General features: G+C 74.2%; 12 protein-coding genes. 3 read left to right on the forward strand and 9 right to left on the reverse strand.

Annotation, left to right across the window (positions count from 1 at the left end):
* The first annotated feature begins 23 nt into the window (after positions 1-23).
* On the forward strand, positions 24-395 hold the full coding sequence (locus HAV39_RS26960; protein WP_120319881.1) for a MerR family transcriptional regulator: 372 nt from the start codon (positions 24-26) through the stop codon (positions 393-395).
* An 82-nt stretch (positions 396-477) separates the two neighbouring features.
* On the opposite strand, the gene HAV39_RS26965 is transcribed toward HAV39_RS26960, so the two are convergent.
* The 7 genes from HAV39_RS26965 to HAV39_RS42885 form a co-directional block, all read right to left on the reverse strand.
* A complete protein-coding gene (locus tag HAV39_RS26965) occupies positions 478-1,224 on the reverse strand; it encodes a GntR family transcriptional regulator (RefSeq protein WP_191841970.1) in 747 nt (248 codons plus the stop codon).
* Between the two features lie 171 nt (positions 1,225-1,395).
* On the reverse strand, positions 1,396-2,199 hold the full coding sequence (gene trpA, locus HAV39_RS26970; RefSeq protein WP_308440905.1) for a tryptophan synthase subunit alpha: 804 nt from the start codon (positions 2,197-2,199) through the stop codon (positions 1,396-1,398).
* On the reverse strand, positions 2,196-3,353 hold the full coding sequence (gene trpB / locus HAV39_RS26975) for a tryptophan synthase subunit beta (protein ID WP_191842119.1): 1,158 nt from the start codon (positions 3,351-3,353) through the stop codon (positions 2,196-2,198). The genes trpA and trpB overlap by 4 nt, the downstream gene beginning before the upstream one ends.
* Positions 3,354-3,502: 149 nt before the next feature.
* Positions 3,503-6,676, reverse strand: coding sequence for an ATP-binding protein (locus HAV39_RS26980; protein WP_191841972.1), 3,174 nt, complete (start codon positions 6,674-6,676; stop codon positions 3,503-3,505).
* Complete coding sequence (locus tag HAV39_RS26985; protein WP_191841974.1) at positions 6,673-7,335, reverse strand: hypothetical protein; 663 nt, start codon at positions 7,333-7,335, stop codon at positions 6,673-6,675. Before HAV39_RS26985 ends, HAV39_RS26980 begins: the two co-directional genes overlap by 4 nt.
* The gene (locus HAV39_RS26990) at positions 7,332-8,348 is read right to left on the reverse strand and encodes an endonuclease domain-containing protein (protein WP_191841976.1); all 1,017 of its coding nucleotides are present in this window, start codon (positions 8,346-8,348) and stop codon (positions 7,332-7,334) included. Before HAV39_RS26990 ends, HAV39_RS26985 begins: the two co-directional genes overlap by 4 nt.
* Before the next feature lie 181 nt (positions 8,349-8,529).
* Positions 8,530-9,411 carry a hypothetical protein gene (locus HAV39_RS42885; RefSeq protein ID WP_239120812.1) on the reverse strand — a complete coding sequence of 294 codons (882 nt, stop codon included), beginning with the start codon at positions 9,409-9,411 and terminating at the stop codon, positions 8,530-8,532.
* A 110-nt stretch (positions 9,412-9,521) separates the two neighbouring features.
* Between HAV39_RS42885 and HAV39_RS27000 the strand changes: the two genes are divergently transcribed.
* Both HAV39_RS27000 and HAV39_RS27005 read left to right on the forward strand, forming a co-directional pair.
* Positions 9,522-12,329 (forward strand): ATP-binding protein, encoded by a 2,808-nt coding sequence (locus HAV39_RS27000; RefSeq protein ID WP_191841977.1) that lies wholly within the window; start codon positions 9,522-9,524, stop codon positions 12,327-12,329.
* Positions 12,330-12,546: 217 nt separating this feature from the next.
* Complete coding sequence (locus tag HAV39_RS27005; protein ID WP_191841979.1) at positions 12,547-13,401, forward strand: EAL domain-containing protein; 855 nt, start codon at positions 12,547-12,549, stop codon at positions 13,399-13,401.
* Between the two features lie 43 nt (positions 13,402-13,444).
* Here the strand turns inward: HAV39_RS27005 and HAV39_RS27010 are convergent, their stop codons facing one another.
* Positions 13,445-17,098: a serine/threonine-protein kinase gene (locus HAV39_RS27010; protein ID WP_191841981.1), complete on the reverse strand. Its 3,654-nt coding sequence runs from the start codon at positions 17,096-17,098 to the stop codon at positions 13,445-13,447.
* 41 nt (positions 17,099-17,139) lie between these two features.
* A complete protein-coding gene (locus HAV39_RS27015; protein WP_239120811.1) occupies positions 17,140-17,838 on the reverse strand; it encodes a M23 family metallopeptidase in 699 nt (232 codons plus the stop codon).
* Positions 17,839-18,174 lie beyond the last annotated feature (336 nt).

The following is an 18,174-nucleotide window of genomic DNA, read 5'->3' on the forward strand; positions in this document are numbered from 1 at the left end:
CCAGGTCAAGCTATCGTGGGCGAATGAGCGCCTACACCCCTTCCGAGACGTCCCGGCGCAGCGGCTTCAGCCTGGACACGCTGCGTTATTACGAGCGCATCGGCCTGCTCAGCGAGGTCGACCGCACGCCCGGCGGGCAGCGGGTCTTCTCCGATGACGACCTGGGCTGGCTCGGGCTGCTGCGCTGCCTGCGCGACACCGGCATGCCGATCAACCAGATGTGCCGCTTCGCGGAACTGGCCCGCACCGGGGACCAGACCGTCGCCGACCGCGTCGAGCTGCTGCGGGCCCACGCCGAGGCGGTCGAGGAGCAGATGGCGCTGCTGGAACGGCAGTACGGGCACCTGCGCGAGAAGATCCGCTACTACGAGCGCGAGCTGGCCGCGCAGTCGTAGCGCCCGACGCACGGCGCTGCGGCCGCGCCCCCTGCCACGGCAGCCCCGAGCGCCGTCGTGACGTCCACTCTGCGGCGCGCCGTCAGCGCGGCGGCGCGCCCCACTGCACCGACACCTGGTTGACGGTGCGTTCGGCCCTCACCTGCATCAGCCCGCCTGCGAGCACGGCCCGGTCGACCACCCCGACCGCGCCGTCGCGGGTGCGGGTCACCCGGTCGCTGACCAGCACCGGGCTGTCCGCGCTCTGGTGCAGCAGGGCCGCGCCCGCCTCGCCGAGCGTGGCGGCGGCGATGCGCTCGGAGGCCGAGGCGATGTCCATGCCGGCGTCGGCGAGCGCCGCGTACAGCGCCGTGGCGGTGAAGTCGACGCCGCGCACCAGCTGCGCGTACGGCTGGTCCACCCAGGACACCTGGTGGATCGCGGGCACGCCGTCGAGCAGCCGCAGGCGTTCCAGCCGCAGCGCCTTGGCCGTGCCGTCGCGCTCGCCCCACAGCTGCCCGACCCAGGCGGGCATGGCCCGCAGCGAGCTCGACACGACCTCGGTGGTCACCTGGTGCCCCTGGTCGCGCAGGTCGTCGACGAAGCTGCGCAGCGTGTCCAGCCGGTACGCGGGCCGCGCGGGCGCGACGAAGGTGCCCCGGCCCGCCTCGACCACGATCAGCCCGTCGTCGACCAGGGCCTGCAGCGCCTGCCGGGCCGTCGCCAGCGCCACGTCGTACCGGGCGCTCAGCTCGCGCTGCGCGGGCAGCGCGGTGCCCGGCGGGTACTCCCCGGTGCGGATGCGCTCGGCGAGGTCGGCGGCGATGACCCGGTAGCGGGGCCCGGCCATGCGGTGGCTCCTGTCGGTCGGCGGCGGGATCGCTCCAGTATCGGCGATCCCGCCGCCGCCAGGTTGCCCATGGGCCGGGTCAGTCGCGACGGCGCGACGGCGCGGGCCCGTCCGCCGCAGCGTCACCTGCGGGCCGGTCCAGCGCGACGCGCGGGCCCATTCGTGGAAGCGTCAGCCGTAGACCTCGTCCAACGCCGCGCGCAGCGCGCGGACCTGCGCACCGGACTCCGCCGGGGTGGCGCCGTCGAGCAGCCCGCGCATCAGCGCCGAGGCGACCACGACACCGTCGGCCGCCCTCGCTCCGGCCACCGCGTGCTCGGGCGTCGAGATGCCGAAACCGAGCAGCACCGGCAGATCCGCGTGCGCCTTGAGCCGGGCGGCGAACTCGGCGGCCGACGCGGGCAGCTCGGCCCGTTCCCCGGTGGTGACCATGGCGGTCATCGCGTAGACGAAGCCACGGCTGCGTGCCGCGATCTCCCGCAGCCGGGAGGGCGCGCCGCTGGGCGCGGCGACCAGGATCAGGTCGACGTCCGCCGCGGCGGTGGCCTGCTCCAGCTCGGCCAGCTCCTCCAGGGGCAGGTCGGGCACGATGAGCCCACGCACGCCCGCCTCGGCCAACGCCGCGCAGAACTCGGCGTGGCCCTCGCGCGCCACCAGGTGGTAGTAGGTCATCACGATGAGCGGCACGTCGACCCGCGCCGCGCACAGGTCGGCGAGGACGCCGCGGACCGTCACACCCCGGTGCAGTGCCCGCTCGCTGGCCTCCTGCACGGTCGGGCCGTCGATCATCGGCTCGGAGAACGGCAGTCCGATCTCGACGGCGTCGGCGCCGGCATCGGCGTACGCCCGGAGGTAGTCGGTCCAGTCGGCGCTGACGCCGCCGGTCACGTAGGGCACGAGCAGTTTGCGGCCGGCGTCGCGGCGTTCGCGCAGGCGCGGGCCGACGGCCACGCCGGTGGCGGTGGTGGCGTTCACGGGATCTCCATCAAGGTCGTCGTGTCCTTGTCGCCGCGGCCGGACAGGGTGATCAGCACGGTCGCGCCCGGCGGCAGTTCGCCGTCGCGGGCGGCGCGCGCCACCCAGGCGATCGCGTGCGCCGACTCCAGCGCGGGCAGGATGCCCTCGCTGCGGGCCAGCCGCCGCACCGCGTCGATCACCTCGGCGTCGGTGACGGTGACGTAGCGGGCCCGGCCGAGCTCGTGCAGGTGGGCGTGCTCGGGGCCGATGCCCGGGTAGTCCAGCCCCGCGGCGACCGACTCGGCCTCCAGGATCTGGCCGTGCTCGTCCTGGATCGCGTACGACCGGTGTCCGTGCATGACCGCGACCTTGCCGCCCGAGATGGCCGCGCCGCCCGCGGCCTCGACGCCGACCAGCTTCGCGGCGGTGCCCGCGAACCCGGCGAAGGTGCCCGCGGCGTTGGAGCCGCCGCCGATGCAGGCGACGACGTAGTCGGGGATCGCCGCGGGCAGCTCGGCGGCGCACTGGGCGCGGGCCTCCTCGCCGATGACCCGCTGGAACTCGCGCACCATCCACGGGTAGGGGTGCGGGCCCATCACCGAGCCGAGGCAGTAGTAGGCCTCGTCGACGCAGGTCACCCAGTGCCGCATCGCCTCGCTGGTGGCGTCCTTGAGGGTGCGGCTGCCGCTGTTGACCTCGACCACCTCCGCCCCGAGCAGGCGCATCCGATGCACGTTGAGCGCCTGGCGGGCCATGTCCTTGCTCCCCATGAACACGGTCGCCGACAGGCCGAGCAGCGCGGCGGCGGTGGCGGTGGCCACGCCGTGCTGGCCCGCGCCGGTCTCGGCGAGCAGCCGGGTGCGGCCCATCCGGCGCGCCAGCAGCGCCTGGCCGAGCACATTGTTGATCTTGTGGCTGCCCGTGTGCGCCAGGTCCTCGCGCTTGAGCAGCACGGTGATCCCCAGCTCGGCGGAGAGGTTCAGGGCCGGGGTGAGTGCGGTCGGCCGCCCGGCGTACACGGCCAGCAGGCGGTCGAGGTCGCGCCGGAAGGCGGCGTCGGCCCAGGCGGCACGGAAGGCCTCCTCGACCTCGGCGCAGGCCGGGATGAGCGCTTCGGGCACGTAGCGCCCCCCGTAGTCGCCGAACCGGCCGGTGGCGCCCGGGTCGTGCATCAGCCCTGCGGCGGGCAGCAGCGCGGGCAGGCCCGCGGCGGTGATGGCACCCACAGTTCCTCCAACTGTTCTAGAACTGTTGCCCATAGTGGCACAGCGAAGGGCCGCCCCGCCAGTCGGCCGGGACGGCCCGTCACACTGACGATCGCCTATCGCCGGGCGCGCTCGACGACCTCCTCCGTCGTCAGCGGGCTCTTCGGGTGGTGGCTCAGGCACAGCGAGCCGCGCATCTTGCGGAAGGCGAAACCCTCCCCCGAGGCGTAGAACTCGCCGGTGCCCAGCCGCGAGATGTCCGGCACGTCCGCGCCCTTGGCCCGCGCCATCTCCCGCGCCGCCTCGATCTGCGCCGGGGCGTTGAGCAGCCCGAAGAACTGCGTCGCGGCGTTGCCTGAGATCCGGTTGTGCAGGCCCTTGGGCGCCTGCGTGGCGAAGACCAGGCCCAGGCCGTACTTGCGCGCCTGCGACGCCAGCGCCAGCGTGCTCTGCGTACACGCGGTCAGCGGCCCGGACGGGGCGAAGGTCTGCGCCTCGTCCATCACCAGCAGCCCGCCCAGCGGCCGGTCGCCCGCCGGGTTCTTCTTGATCCAGGCGAACAGCGCCAGCTGGAGCTGGTTGACGAAACTCTGCCGCTGCGGCTCCGACGGCAGCCCGACCAGGCTGATCACCGACACCCGGGCGCGCTTGCCGGGCGCGGGCGTCAGCAGCAGACCCGGGTCGGCCGGCGCGCCGCCGCCGCCGAACAGCGCGTCGGTCACCATCGCCGCGGTCAGGTTCTGCGACAGCTCGAATGCGATCTTCTCGGCGTCCTCCAGCTGGCTGACCCCGTCCGGCAGCGCGCTGAGCACCCCGACGAAGGCCCGGATGCCCTCGCCGCCGCTGCGGGCGAAGTGCCGCAGCGCCTCGTTGAGCACCGCCTGCCCGCGCAGCGCCCTGGCCGTGCCGCCGTCCACCTTCGCCCGCGGCGCGAGGCTGGCCACCGCGGCGTCGATGGCGGCGCCGAACTCGTCGGCGTCGTCGCGGATGGTCGCGAACTCCGGCAGCGGCTGGAAGCTCAGCGGCCGCCCCGACTCCCGCCGCGGCGTCCACACCACCACGTCGGTGTGCGCCAGATACTCCGCCGAACGCGCCGCGTCGCCGTCCGACCAGCCCGCGGGCGGCTCGGGCCAGCCGTCGCCGAGCCGGGCCAGGTCGTTGTTGGGATCCAGCACGATCGTGGACACGCCGGCCAGCGCGCACTCCTCGATCAGCCGCCGGATCAGCACGGTCTTGCCGGACCCGGAACCGGCGAAGATCGCCGTGTGCTTGCGCAGCGACTCCAGGTCCAGCCGGACCGGCTCCCCGTCGTCGAACCCGCTGCCCAGGGTGATCGTGTGCGCCGGACCAGCAGCCCCCGGCCGCGCCGCGGCATCCCGCTCGACCGGCACGTCGTCAGCTTCGCGCACAGGCGTCAGGTGGACCGCACGCTCCCGGCGGCGTTCGGTGGTCTCCCCGGCAGCCGCGATCTCGGCCGCGATCTCGCCGAGCACGGTGCGCAGCAGCATCGTGCGGCCAGCCGGGCGGCGGGCGGCCAGCCAGGCGGCCAGCCCGGAGTCCCGCTCGGCCAGCAGCTGCCGCAGTGCGGCGAAGGTGCGCAGATCGTCCTCGCCGATGCTGAGGCGGGTGCCGCCGTCCAGCGCGAACGCCTTCAGCGCCTCCTGCGTCTTGGCGCCCTTGTTCCAGTCGGCGTTGCGCAGCAGGAACAGCTTGCGCTTGCCGATGCCCCGGCTCAGGCCCGCGCTGGTACGGGCCGCATGCAGGCGCGACAGCGCGGCGATCGCGTTGGTGTGCGCGATCGCCCGGAACGACCAGTGCTGCTCGTCCTCGGTGGCCTCGTCCAGGCTGCGGCGCAGCCGGGCGTGCAGCGGCACCTTGCCGCCCTGCGGCGGGTCGACCCGGAATGCCCGCCCGGCCTCGCCCAGCTCCTCGATCCACGCCGACAGCCCGGCGGTGAGCAGCGCGGGCATCTCGCCGTCCTCGGTGGCACCGGCCAGCGCCGCGGCGACGTCGGCGGACTCGCGCAGCTCCGCCAGGCGCCGGTCCAGCTTGTCGTCCAGCACCTCGTCGACGACCGGCACCGGGACCTGATTCTCGGGAGCGGCGAAGCCGGCCAGCTCGCGCACCGCGCCCTCGCGCAGGCAGGCCTGCACGTGGTCGTTGATCCGGTTGATGAGCAGCCGCGGGGTGAACACCGTCGCCTCGGCGAACGCCGCCTCCCGCACCGGCCACGTCGCGTACGGCGGCACGAAGTCGTGCTCGGCGAAGCGCACGGCGAAACGCTTGGCGACGATGTCGCGGGCGATGTCGGCGCTGGCGATGCCTTTCAGCGTGACCGGCTCGCGGAACCGGTCGGCGACCGACTTGGTGGCCCGGGTCCGGATCAGCGTCCACGTCGACGGCAGGCAGGCCAGCACGGTCAGCGTGCGCCGGGTGCTCTGCCGCAGGGCCATCAGCCCGTCCGCGATCTGGTTGATCAGCTGCGTCTGCTCGGCGCTCTCCTCGCCCGTCTCCTTGCCCGCGGTGGTGTTCCACAGCTGGGCGACCAGCGTGTCGATCTGGTCGATGGCCACCACCGTCGGACCGGTCAGCGCCAGCAGCTGCGACATCTCCTGCATGACCAGCTGCGGCGGCTTCTGCACCGGGTGGATGCCCCACTGCTGCCGCTCCCCCGGCTCCATCTCCTGCATCGACTGCAGGTACGTGTAGCCGACGTCCTGCGCGGCCGGGTCGTCGGCCGCTCCGAGCAGTGCGAGCGCCCGCGCGGTGTGGTGGCAGGCCATGCCGACGGGGCCGTCGAAGCGCCGCAGCGCGGCGGCGAACTCGTCGAGGTGCGCCCGGGTCAGCCGGGCACGGCCGGTGACCGCCGCCGCGGCCGCCTCGGGCACCTCGGCCGCGGCGCACAGCCGGTCCAGGAACACCGACAGCTGGCTGCCCTGCCCCAGATGGTCGCGCTGCAGGCCGTTGACCACGGCCAGGGTGGCGCTGGACCAGAACGCCGCCCCGTCCAGCAGCCCGACCAGGAAGAAGTAGCCGCCGCCGCGCTGGGTCTGCTCGCGGACCCAGCCCAGCAGGTGCGTCTTGCCCGACCCCGGCTGCCCCTGCATGGCGATGCCGATCGGGCTGCCGTCGGGGCTGCGCCGGGCGTCGTCGAGGCCGTGCAGGATGTGCCGCACCACGTCGTCGTGCAGGGCCTCGACGTGGAAGGGCGAGCCGCGCCAGACGTCGTCGGGCACCGGGGCGACGTCGAAGCGCAGGTTCGACAGCGCCCGGCGCTCGTCGGGATTCACTCGGCCTCGATCGACAGCAGGTGCTTGTCCTCACCACCGATGTGGATCGCGGCGGCGCGGTCCTCGTCGGTCAGGGTCTTCTGGTTGTCCTCGGGCACCAGCACGATGGTGCGCGCCACCGCCATCTTCATCAGCGCCGCGTCGACCTCCGCGGCCGACGCCCCGGTCAGCTCCCGGCGCAGGTCGGTGAGGCTGACCCAGGCCTGCGGCGTGTCGGCGAGCTTGTCGTACGCGGTGCGCACGCGCTTCTCCAGCCCGCGCTTGACCACCGGCTTGATCTTGACCACCGGCTGCGGGGCGGGCGGTGGGGTGCTCGCGGTGAACAGGTCTGGCAGGCTCAGCTCGGCCCGGCGCAGGTAGCGGTCGATCGCGCCGAGCAGCGCGTGCAGCGCCGGGTAGGCCGGGCCCGCGCCCTTGACGAACTCCGCGTCCAGCTCCCGCTTGCACTGCGCCCAGCCCTCGTCGGTCAGCTCGTGCACCAGCGCGCCCTTGGCGCCCTTGCGCTTGGTGGCGAACCCGTTGTCGACCAGGGCGCGGCTGTCCGCACCCTGGATGGAGAAGCCGTCGTAGCGCTCGCGCAGCTCGGTGTTGGAGACCTCACGGGCCTCCGACATGAGCAGCAGCAGGCACGCCTTCTCCGAGGGCTTGAGCTTGGTCATTTCTTCTCCTTGTGCGCGTCGGTGCGTCGGGATCGGAGGTACTGCTCCAGGTGTGCCAGCACCTGGCCGAGTTCGGTGAGGACCTGGTGGTTGGTGAAGCGCAGCACGGCGAAGCCGTCGAGCTGCAGGAGCACGTCGCGGCGGCGGTCGTGGGCGAACTTGTGGGGCCCGCGGTGGTCGTCGCCGTCGATCTCGACCGCGCACCGCTCGTCGGACCAGACCAGGTCGATGATGTAGTGCGGGCGGGCCGCGTACCGGCGGTTCCAGACTCGCCCCGCGGCCCAGGCCGCCTGCACCAGCGCCGCCTCCAGCGCGGTCTCGGCGGCGCTGTCCGCACGCGGGCGGCCCTCGACCGGTGGATAGGTCAGCGTCGCCGGGGCGGGCCCGGCGGCCGGGCCGTCGCCTGCCGGGGCGTCGCCCGACGTGGCGACCAGTGCCGCGACATGCTCGGGCAGCCGCACCTGGTACGCCGTGACGCGTCCCGCCGCGGGCAGGTCGGCTCCGGCCAGCCACACCGTGAAGCCGCCATGCGCGGCCAGCCACTCCCCCGCGGCGGCCAGCGCCCGCTGCCGCCCCGGCTCCAGCCTGTGGGGCACGTCCACCAGCAGCGCCACGCCCGCCCGCCGGTAGCTCTCGGCGACGACCCGGGCCAGCCCGGCCGCGCGCACCTCGGGGGCGAAGCGAACCGCGATCGGCCGCCGGCGTGCTCCGCCACCCACCGGCTGCCGGTCGCGCAGTGCCTGCTCGGCGAGGTCGGCGAGGAACGGGCCGAAGTGGCGGGTGGCGGCGGACAGCTCCAGCGCCAGGGCGCGCACGGCGGGCACGCCCGCCCCGCCCGGCCCTTCCAGGTGCTCGGCCGCGGGCAGCCAGGCCGGGAACAGCCGCAGCGCGGCCGCCTCCAGCTCGTCCAGCGCGCAGGCGACGACCTCGGCGGAGGTCGCCGCGAGCGGGGGGCGGAAGGTCACCACCGCTGGCGCGTCCGCGGGCAGCGGGCTCAGCGCGAGCTCGATCACCTCGGTGGACGCGCCCCGCAGGCGGGTGACCCGACCTGCCGGTGTATGCGTCCAATGTGGTGTCATGCCCAGAGATCTCCCAGCTGCGACTCCTGGTGATTCTGTCGCTGCACTGGGTAGACGGCAACCCGACATTCGGCCGTAGACAACGCTGTCGGGCCGCGAAGACTGCCGGTTCGTCCTATCCCGAGCCGGCGGACAGTTGTCCGATGAGAGCGCGCGACCACGGCTCAGCCAGCGCGGGCTCACCGGACATCGCACGGACCAGCGCCCGCCGCGCCGGCCCTGAACGACCTAGCGCGACCAGCGCGAACGCCTCGGCCAGGGCGAGGCGGGTCTGCTCGTCCCGCTGCGGGCCGGGCATCTCCGCCAACCAGTGCCGCGGCGGAAACGTCCGGGTCAGCTTGACCTGGCTGTCGCCGAGGTAGGACCACACCCACCCGTCGAGCGACACGTTGCGCACCGATCGCGCGGGCAGCTCGCGGGTCCAGTCGGCGTGCTGCTGCCAGCGCCAGGTCTTCGGGCTGGTGGCACGGCGCGAGGTGACGCCGACGAACCGCAGCTTCTGCCGGATCACCCCCCACGGTTCCCGCTCGCGCTCGATCCACGACCGCAGCAGCGCGTACAACTTGCCGAAGGTGTCCCCGCCGTGGACGACGTCGACGAAGGCCACCGGGCGGGCACGCCGGGCGAGCGCGTACGGGCTGAGGCCGAGCTGGTCGAGGATCAGGCGGGCTTGCGCCAGTTCCGGTCCGCTGATCCTCCTCGACCGGAACCGGCGCCCGTCCCACCGGCCGCCGACGTTGAACGACAGCGGCAGCCGATGCGTGCGGTCCCGCCACGAGGTGCCCGCCAGCGCTCCGCCCAGCAGGTCGTACATCGAGTCCAGGGACCGGCCGACGAAGACCAGGTCGGCGTCGCCGCCGCGGGCGATGACCCGGCCCGTGCAGGCGAGCAGCTCGTCGGCATACCACAGCGGCGGCGGCTCGACCCCGTCGAGCAGTCGGCCGATCTGGTCAGGGGTGACCACATCCCAGCGGAAGGGCAGGTTCGGCGCGTTCACGGCGGCCATCCTAGGCGCGGGGGCCACGCGCGGCACCGCGGTTTCGGCCCGGCCGGAACTCGCGAGGATTACCCTTAAAACGGACGAAATTCTACGGTGGGATGTCCGGCATGAAACCGGTCCATGGGCTGTACGGTCGGCGCGCCGAGTGCGACATGCTCGACCGGCTGCTGGAAGATGTCCAGGCGGGCAGGCACGCGGTCCTGGTGTTACGCGGTGAGCCCGGCGAGGGCAAGACCGCGCTGCTGGACTATATGGCCGATAAAGCCGCGAACAGTCGCGTTATCCGGATATCAGGCGTGCAGCCGGAGATGGAACTCGCCTACGCGGGCCTGCATCAGCTCTGCATGTCGATGCTCGACCACATCGACGACTTGCCGCCACCGCAGCGCGACGCGCTGCGCAGCGCGTTCGGGCTCGCCGAGGGGGCTGCCCCGGATCGTTTCCTGGTGGGGCTGGCGGCCCTGACCCTGCTGTCCGAAGTGGCGGACGCCCGGACGCTCGTCTGCCTCATCGACGACTTCCAGTGGCTGGACCGGGCCTCCGCGCAGGCCCTGGCCTTCGTCGCGCGGCGGCTGGTGGCCGACCCGATCGCCCTGGTGTTCGTGGTGCGTTCCAGCGGCGGCGAACCCGAGCCCGACGACGGTGAGCTGGTCGGGCTGCCGGAACTGACGCTGACGGGACTCGACGACCGCGACGCGCGCACGCTGCTGGCGTCGGCGATCCCCGGACCGCTGGACGAGCGCGTCCGCGAGCGGATCCTCGAGGAGTCCCGCGGTAACCCGCTGGCCCTGCTGGTGCTGCCCACCGACCTCACCCTGCCGGAACTGGCCGGCGGATTCGGCTTGCCCACGAGCCGGTCGCCGACCAGCCGGACCAGCCGGATCGAGCGGTGCTACCTGCGCCGCCTCGGCGCACTGCCCCCGCAGGCCAGGCAGTTGCTGCTGGTGGCCGCCGCCGACCCGGTGGGCGATCCGGCCCTGCTCTGGCGTGCCGCAGCCGGCCTGGGCCTCACCGCCGATGCGGCGGCGCCGGCGGAGGCGGCCGGGTTGCTCACGGTGGGCACCCGGGTGCGTTTCGCCCACCCGCTCGTGCGCTCCACCGTCTACCGGTCCGCGACGCAGGACGAGCGGCAACGGGTGCACCTCGCGCTGGCCGAGGCCACCGATCGGCAAGTCGACCCGGACCGGCACGCCTGGCACCGCGCGGCCGCGACGGCGGCCCCGGACGAGTCGGTGGCCGAGGACCTGGCGCGCTCAGCCGTGCGTGCGCAGGCCCGTGGCGGCGCCGCCGCCGCCGCGGCGTTCCTGCAGCGGGCCGCCGAGCTCACGCCCGACCTCACCCTGCGGGGCGAGCGGGCGGTGACCGCCGCCCAGGCGGCGTTCACGGCCGGATCGTTCGACATGGCCTACGAGCTGCTCTCGACGGCACAGATGAGTCCCCTGGACGGGATGCAGCAGGCGCGGCTGGAACGCCTGCGCGCGCAGTTGGCGTTCGCCCTCAGCCGGGGCAGTGACGCGCCGGGTCTGCTGCTGCACGCCGCCGAGCGGCTGACCCCGCTCAGCCTCCCGCTGGCCCGGGAGACCTATCTGGAGGCCCTGATGGCGGCGATCTTCGCCGGTGCCGGGCAGCTGGAACCCGAGTTCGGGGCGCGTACGGTGGCCGAGGCCGCGCGCGCGGCGGCCGCCGGATCCGGCTCCCTGAGTTCCGCAGACCTCCTGCTCGACGGGCTGTCGGCACAGTTCACCGAGGGATTCGCCGCGGCGGCGCCCACCCTGCGGCGGGCGCTGGAGGCCTACCGGGCCAGCACCGGGGGCCTCACCTGGGTCTGCCTGACCGCATCACTGGTCGCGGCGGAGATGTGGGAGAACGAGGCTTTCCTGAACCTGCTCGACACCCAGGTCAAGGCGGCCCGTACGGCGGGGACGCTGAACCTGCTGCCGCTGGCGCTGGACTATCTCGGCAGCTACTACATCCAGGCGGGCGACTTCGCGGCCGCGGCGGCGCTGGTCGAGGAGGCCGCCTCGCTCGACGCCGCCGTCCGGGTGGCGCCCCCGCCCTACACGCCGACCATCCTGGCCGCTTGGCAGGGCGACCAGGCCCGCACCGCGAAACTGACCCAGGACGGCATCCAGGACGCGTTCCCCCGGGGAGAGGGCAGCGCTGTCGTGCTGACGGAGTACGCCGGTGCGGTGCTGGACAACGGGCTGGCCCGCTACTCCTCCGCGCTGGCCAGCGCACAGCGGGCGACCGCCGGGGACAATCTGGTCGCCCGGTCGTGGACGCTGTCGGAACTGGTCGAGGCCGCCGCGCGGGCGGAGCAGCCGGGCATCGCGGCGCAGGCGCTGGCGGAGCTCACCGAGCGGACGCAGGCCAGCGGCACGCAGTGGGCGCTGGGCATCGAGGCCCGTTCGCGAGCGCTGCTGAGCGAGGGCGAGGCGGCCGAGCAGCTCTACCAGGAGGCGATCGAGCGGCTGACGGACTGCCACATGAACGCGCACCTGGCCAGGGCGCATCTGCTGTACGGCGAATGGCTGCGCCGGGAGAACCGCCGGGCGGACGCCCGTGAGCATCTGCGCCGCGCCCACGACATGTTCACCCTCATGGGCGCCGAGGCGTTCGGCGAGCGCGCCCGCAACGAACTGCTGGCGACGGGCGAGACGGTGCGCAAGCGGACCGCGGATTCGGGGCTCGACCTGACGCCGCAGGAGGCGCTGATCGCGTCACTGGCCCGGGACGGGCGCACCAACACCGAGATCGGGGCCGAGCTGTTCATCAGCCCTCGCACGGTCGAGTGGCACCTGCGCAAGGTGTACACCAAGCTGGCCATCAACTCGCGCCGGGAGCTGCGCGACGCGACGATCGACGCCGGTCTCGACACGGTGTGGGTGCCTTCTCAAGGCAGCCCACCCGGCTGATCGGGGTCACTGGTCGCCCCTGGAATCGGACACCAGGGCCTGAATCTCGCCTCCGACCAGGGCGGGCCCGGGTACCCGGGAAACCGACCAGTGCCTGCCGACCGGGGTTGGGCACAGGCTCGACCGCACTGCCCGGGACGCGATAGTTGGGCATGTCCTCGCCGAGGAGGACGTCCGGCGGAACCCGCCGGGTTTGCCCGACAGGAGCCTGCACGTGATGACCTACGACCCGATGACCTCCTTCCCCAGCACCGCCGATGCCTACACCCTGGGACCGCCCGCCGGCGATGGACCGGCCGACCCGGCCCGCGTGGCCGGCCGCACCGTCGCCCAGGCCGTCGCCCACGGCGAGTTGCGGCTGCTCTACCAGCCCATCGTGCGGGTCGCCGATCGCGCCGTGGTCGCGGTCGAGGCCCTGGTGCGCTGGCAGCACCCGACGCTGGGCCTGATCAGCCCCGACCGGTTCCTCCCCGCCGCCGAGCACGGCGGTCACCTGCCGCTGCTCGACCGCTGGGTGCTGGATCGCGCCTGCCGCGACATGGTCGAACTCGACGCCGCGCTGGGTGAGGCGGTGCCCGCCCACGTCAACGTCAACCTGTCCGTGCCGACCCTGGCGACCGACTTCACCGAACTCGTCACCACCGCCCTGCGCCGCACCGGGCTGGCCGCGCGGCGGCTGCGGCTGGAACTGTCCGAGGGCGCCGACCTCAAGACGCTCAGCGACGCCCGGCCGCGCCTGGAGAGACTGATCGAGCGCGGCATCGGGGTGGCCCTCGACGACATGGGCGCCGGCGCGACCGACCTGCGCTACCTGTCCCGCCTGGCCATCCAGGGCATCAAGATCGACAAGGAGTTCGTGGCGGGCATGCTGCACAACCCGCGTGACCACGCCATCGTCCGGATGCTCGCGGACCTGGCCCGGAGCCTCGGCCTGCACGTCACCGCCGAAGGCGTCGAGACCGGCGACCAGTTCGCCGCCCTGGCCCGGCTGGGCGTGTCCTATGCGCAGGGCTACCACCTGGCCATGCCGCTCACCCTCGCCGCGCTGACCGGCATGCTGCTCGCCGCGTGAACGGCGCTGCCGCCGCAGGCGGGCGGACCGCCCGCCACCTGCCTCACTGCTCGAAGTAGTGCACGGCCGACGGCCGCGGCGCGTCCGGCAGGTGCCGCAGCACGGCCGTCGCTCCGGCGAGCAGTTCGAGCTGCTCGGGCACCTGGATCGACACCCACTCCGGGGCCAGCCCGGCGACGACCGGCAGCAGCCCGTGCGCGGCGGGCACCCACTGCTCGTACACCCGGCCGGCTTTCTTGCTGCGGTAGGCGGCCGACCGGTAGGCGCTGCCGTCCGGGAAGGACAGCTCCAGCCACAGCCCTTCGGCGAACCGGGCCGCCGCGGACCCGGCGGGCGCGTCGTGGACGAGGTGCACCCGCAGCCGGTACGGCGAGACCGGGAAGAACTGCCCGCTGCCGAAGACGCCCAGGTGGTAGCGGTCGACCTTGGCGGAGCGGGCGATGGGGTCGAGGTCGTGGGCGTCGATCACATAGCCCTCGCCGGGGCAGAACGGCGTCACCGCCAGGTATTCCTGTACCCGCGTGAAGACGTCGATCTCGACGTCCACGGTCACCGGCCCCTCGGCGGTGGCGGCGGCGACCCGCTGCGACAGGTAGCGGGTGCCCTTGCCGAAGAAGCCGTACTGGTAGCGCACCAGCGGGAAGGGCTCGCCGAGCGCCACCGCGGTGACCGGGTGCTGGGCGGCGCGGCGGGGTTCGGGCCGGTAGGAGCCGACGGCCTCCTCGCGGGCGGGCAGCCGTTCGGCCAGCTCCGCTGCCCGCGCGCGCAGCTCCCGCAGCGTGGGCGCGAACTGCTGCCGCCGGGTCTCGTACAGATCCTTCGGCCGCCGTTCGGAACGGTTCCGGCGCTCGTCGGTGTGCCGGCGGATGGTCTCGAAGTCGGCGGTGTCGGGCAGCACCGCGTCCATGGCCCGGGCGACCCGCCGGGCGATCTCCTCGCTGACGTAGAGGTAGCGGTCGTCGTCGTAGATGCTGTCCGGTTTGTACAGGCGGAACCAGCGCCGGTGGGCGTGGTCGAGCGCCGACCGGGTCGGCCAGTCGACCATGGTGTACCACTTGGCGTCGTCGTCGGCCGCGGCGTACACCCGGATCCGTTCGGGCGCGAGCCGGGCCGCCGTCGCGCGCCAGCCGCGGCCGCTCGCGGTCACGCTGACCAGCTGGTAGCCGCGCTCGGTGAGCTGTGCGTAGACACGTTCGGCGGTGAACGGCTCGGTGTCGAACACCAGCGCGATCTCGTCGTCGAACCACACCCGCGCCACGTACCGGTAGCCGGTGAGCCGCTCGACCCGCTCGCTGAGCCGTGTGCCCGGCGACCGCTGCGGCGGGGTGGTGCGGTGCGGAGGCGGCTGCTCGCCGGGGGCCACCTGCTCCAGGCAGAGCAGGTGCCGCCCGGTGGTCAGCAGGTAGAGCCGGCGGTCGGCGGCGGTCATCGCGCGGATGCCGAATCCCTCGTCGCCGAGGTCCGCGGGGTAACGGTCCGGGCGGGCGCCGCCGTCGCCGAGCAGCTCCTCCAGCCGCACCTCCCAGCACAGCGCGCCGTCGGCTGCCACGGCCCGCACGGCGGTGCCGGCGGCGTGGTAGGTCAGCGCGCCGGCCCGGCACTCGGCCTGCACGACGAGCCCGTCGTGCGAGCGCAGCAGCGGCGGCCCGGGAACGGGGCCGGGCAGCGGACGGCCGGAGACCTCGGCGTCGGTGATGACGTCGACCTGGCACGGCAGGTCGGACGACTCGGCGTGCACGGTGCGGTCGGCGTACCCGAGCAGGCGGCCGTGGCCGCGGCGGCGGGTGCGGCCGCTGTCCGGGTCGTAGGGCTGGTAGCCGCGCTGTCCGTCGCGCCAGACGAGCAGCCCGTGCCCGTTGACGATGATGCCGGGTGGGGCGTCGCCGGTGTTGCCGGGCTCGGTGTGCGCGACCTGCCAGCGCAGCACCGGCACGCCGCTGATCGGGGTGAGGTCGGCATCGCCGGCCGGCCGGCGTACGGTCGCGCCGATCGGCCACCGGCAAGGGCTGTCGGCCATGGCCTGCCAGGCGGCGTCGAGCCAGTCGGCGGGCAGGCCGTGCCGCGCGCCGAGCAGCCCGAGCGCCCGCAGCCCTTCAGCGAGGTCCGGCTCGGCGGCGAACGCGCCCTCCCACGGGTTGCCCAGCAGCCGCCCGTTGACCTCGCGCACCGCGGCGGCGGCCCGGCTCGCGGCGCGACCGCACAGCACCGCCGCGTACGCCAGCAGGTCGCCGTCGTCCTCCTGCGGGTACACGTGGCACGCAGGCTCGATCCGGTCCGGCTCGGCCGGCTCCGGCAGGGCTGCCACGACCTCCCGGGCGAGCCTGCCGCGGTGGGTGCGGTACGGGTCAGCCCTGTCCGCGGCGGTGGTCAGCACCTGCGACAGGTAGCGGGCCAGCTGTTCGGCCGACGCCGGGTAGAGACGGCCGAGCAGGTCGTCGGACGGCGGCGCGGTCGGCTGCCGCGGGGCGAGCACACCGGTCGCGCCGAGGCCGCGGTGACCGCCGGCACGGGGCGTCGGCGGGCCGCCCAGGTCCGTCAGCAGCGCGGCCCGGTCGTGCCGCAGATGTCGCGCGGCGACGTCCAGCACGGTGTCGTCGTCGACGCCCGGGAAGAGGTAGCCCAGTGCCACCCCGCCCGCCCACTGCGCGTCGATCAGCAGCCGCGCGGTCGTGAGCAGCCCGGCGTCGGTCTCGGCGTCGGTCGCGTGCGCGGCGTCCGTGACGGCCCGGCACCGTGCCAGCGCCACGTGCGCCCAGTCCAGTGCGGGCCGGCTGTCGGTGGGGCGGCCGCGCCGGATGACCGGCGGTTCCGTCCCGGGCGGGGCCGCGCCCTCCGCCGCGGTCCGGGCGGCCGGGTCGGCCAGGCCGCGCAGCTCCTGCATGCGGCCCCAGAGCGCGTCCGCGCGGGCGACGAGGGCGGCGCAGCGGCCGGCGCGCTGCACCGGAGTGAGCGCCGCGACCGTCTGGGCCAGCTCCTGGTCCCAGCCGGGCTCGGCCGCGGGCGTGGGTTCGGCGGGCCGGACGTCCGCAGGCGGCGGTCCGGTGTCGACGGCGAGCACGGGCGGCTGCCCGCCGCGGCGCAGTGCGCGGATCACGGCCAGCGGCCAGGCCCTGGCGTTGGTGAGCCGCCGGTGCAGGGCGGGGTCGCAGCCGGCGGCCGCGTACAGCTCAGCGGTGACCTCCCGCCAGCCGACGCCGGTCGTGTACCGGTCGATGACCTGCTCCTGCAGGCCCTTCGCGGCGGCGCCGAGGCGGTGCTGCAGGGCGAGCCGGCGCTGCGCGACGGTCCATCCCGCCGTGTCGGCGTGTGCGCGCACCCTGCTCGCCGACGCGGCCAGCCGCAGCGCGGATCCGCGCAGGCGCAGCAGGGCGATCGTCTCCCGGCCGGGCGGTCCGGCGGCCCGCAGGATGATCGGTTCGGCCGGGCCGGCGCCCGTGTACCAGGTGCGCAGCGCGGCGGCGGCGACCCGCAGCGGGTGGTCCGGGGCGAGCGCGGTGCCCAGGCGGAGCCGGTCGGCGCGTTCGGCGGCCGGGTGCAGCTCGGCGACGGTGTGCCGCAGCCAGCGGTCGAACTGCCCGGGGTCGAGTTCCAGCAGCAGGTGGGCCAGGTCGTCGGAGCCGGGCACGGGGGCCCCGGGGTAGGGCGTGCCCGCCCGTTCGGCGATCAACCGGTCGACGTCTTCCCACTCCCCCGCCATCGCGGCAGTGTAACGATCACGCGCCAGGGCCGGCGCGGTCGTCAGGTGCCGTAGACCTCTTCGAGTTCGAGTTCGAAGTCGACGCCGTGCTTCTTGAACCAGGTGATCGGGTCGTGGGCGACGCCGTCGACGTGGATCTCCAGGTGCAGGTGGGTGCCGAACGAGTAGCCGGTGTTGCCCGTCATGCCGATGACGTCACCGGCCTGGACTCGGTCGCCGGGCTTGACCAGCACCCGACTGGAGTGCCCGTACAGCGTCTGCAGGCCGTGCCCGTGGTCGACGATGATCGAGTTGCCGTAGCCGCCGTTCCAGCCCGCCTGCACCACCACCCCGCCGCGCACCGCCATGTACGGCGTGCCCTCGGGCAGCCCGGCCAGGTCGAGTCCGCGGTGCGGCCGCCCCCAGCGCATGCCGTAGCGGGAGCTGAGCGTGTAGTCGTGCAGCGGCAGCACCCACGCGTCGGGGGCCTCCTGGCTGATGGAGGTGCTGAGCTGGCGATCACCGCGGTTGGGGCGGGCGGCGATGTCGACGCGGGCCGCGTCGCTGAACGCCGCCATGTGGTCGCCGGGGGCGCCGGCCTTGGCGTCGGGCACGACGGCCGCGGCGCCGAAGGCCACGATGCCCGCGCCCGCGGCGGCGGTGGCCAGCACCGTGGCGTACCTGCTGCGCGACGGTGTGCCCGCGCGGCGCCGCCCGCAGTAGCGGTCCGCCTCCCTGACCAGCTCTGGCCGATAGCGCACGACCACACCCTTCGGTCACGTCGGGCGCCGGACCGTCCGGAGCCCCTTCTCAGGCGAGTCGCCCTCGCCAGGGATGGCACTGCAGGACAACGTAACCAAATCGGGCACTAGACACAAGTCATAAGACATGCCAAAAACCGCTCTAAATCCTCAAAGTTCCTCACGTTCGTGTTTCGCGGATCGGGCGTCGCACGTCCCGGCGAGCCTGGCCGCGGGCGGGTCGGCCGCGTCGCCATCGGCGTGCCGTACGCCCGATGTAGACGGTCGGGACAGGCTCGCCGCCGATCGGCCGAACGTGACCGGGTTCGGGCGAGCGGGCGGCACCCGGCTCCGGGC

This window comes from Catellatospora chokoriensis, assembly GCF_011297315.1.
Lineage (GTDB): Bacteria > Actinomycetota > Actinomycetes > Mycobacteriales > Micromonosporaceae > Catellatospora > Catellatospora citrea.

Bases quoted from the DNA above. Each gene is read 5' to 3' on its own strand.
- HAV39_RS26965 (WP_191841970.1), bottom strand. From the start codon at position 1,224: ATGGCCGGGCCCCGCTACCGGGTCATCGCCGCCGACCTCGCCGAGCGC.
- HAV39_RS26960 (WP_120319881.1), top strand. From the start codon at position 24: ATGAGCGCCTACACCCCTTCCGAGACGTCCCGGCGCAGCGGCTTCAGC.
- HAV39_RS26985 (WP_191841974.1), bottom strand. From the start codon at position 7,335: ATGACCAAGCTCAAGCCCTCGGAGAAGGCGTGCCTGCTGCTGCTCATG.
- HAV39_RS27010 (WP_191841981.1), bottom strand. From the start codon at position 17,098: ATGGCGGGGGAGTGGGAAGACGTCGACCGGTTGATCGCCGAACGGGCG.
- HAV39_RS27005 (WP_191841979.1), top strand. From the start codon at position 12,547: ATGACCTACGACCCGATGACCTCCTTCCCCAGCACCGCCGATGCCTAC.
- trpB (WP_191842119.1), bottom strand. From the start codon at position 3,353: ATGCACGACCCGGGCGCCACCGGCCGGTTCGGCGACTACGGGGGGCGC.
- HAV39_RS27000 (WP_191841977.1), top strand. From the start codon at position 9,522: ATGAAACCGGTCCATGGGCTGTACGGTCGGCGCGCCGAGTGCGACATG.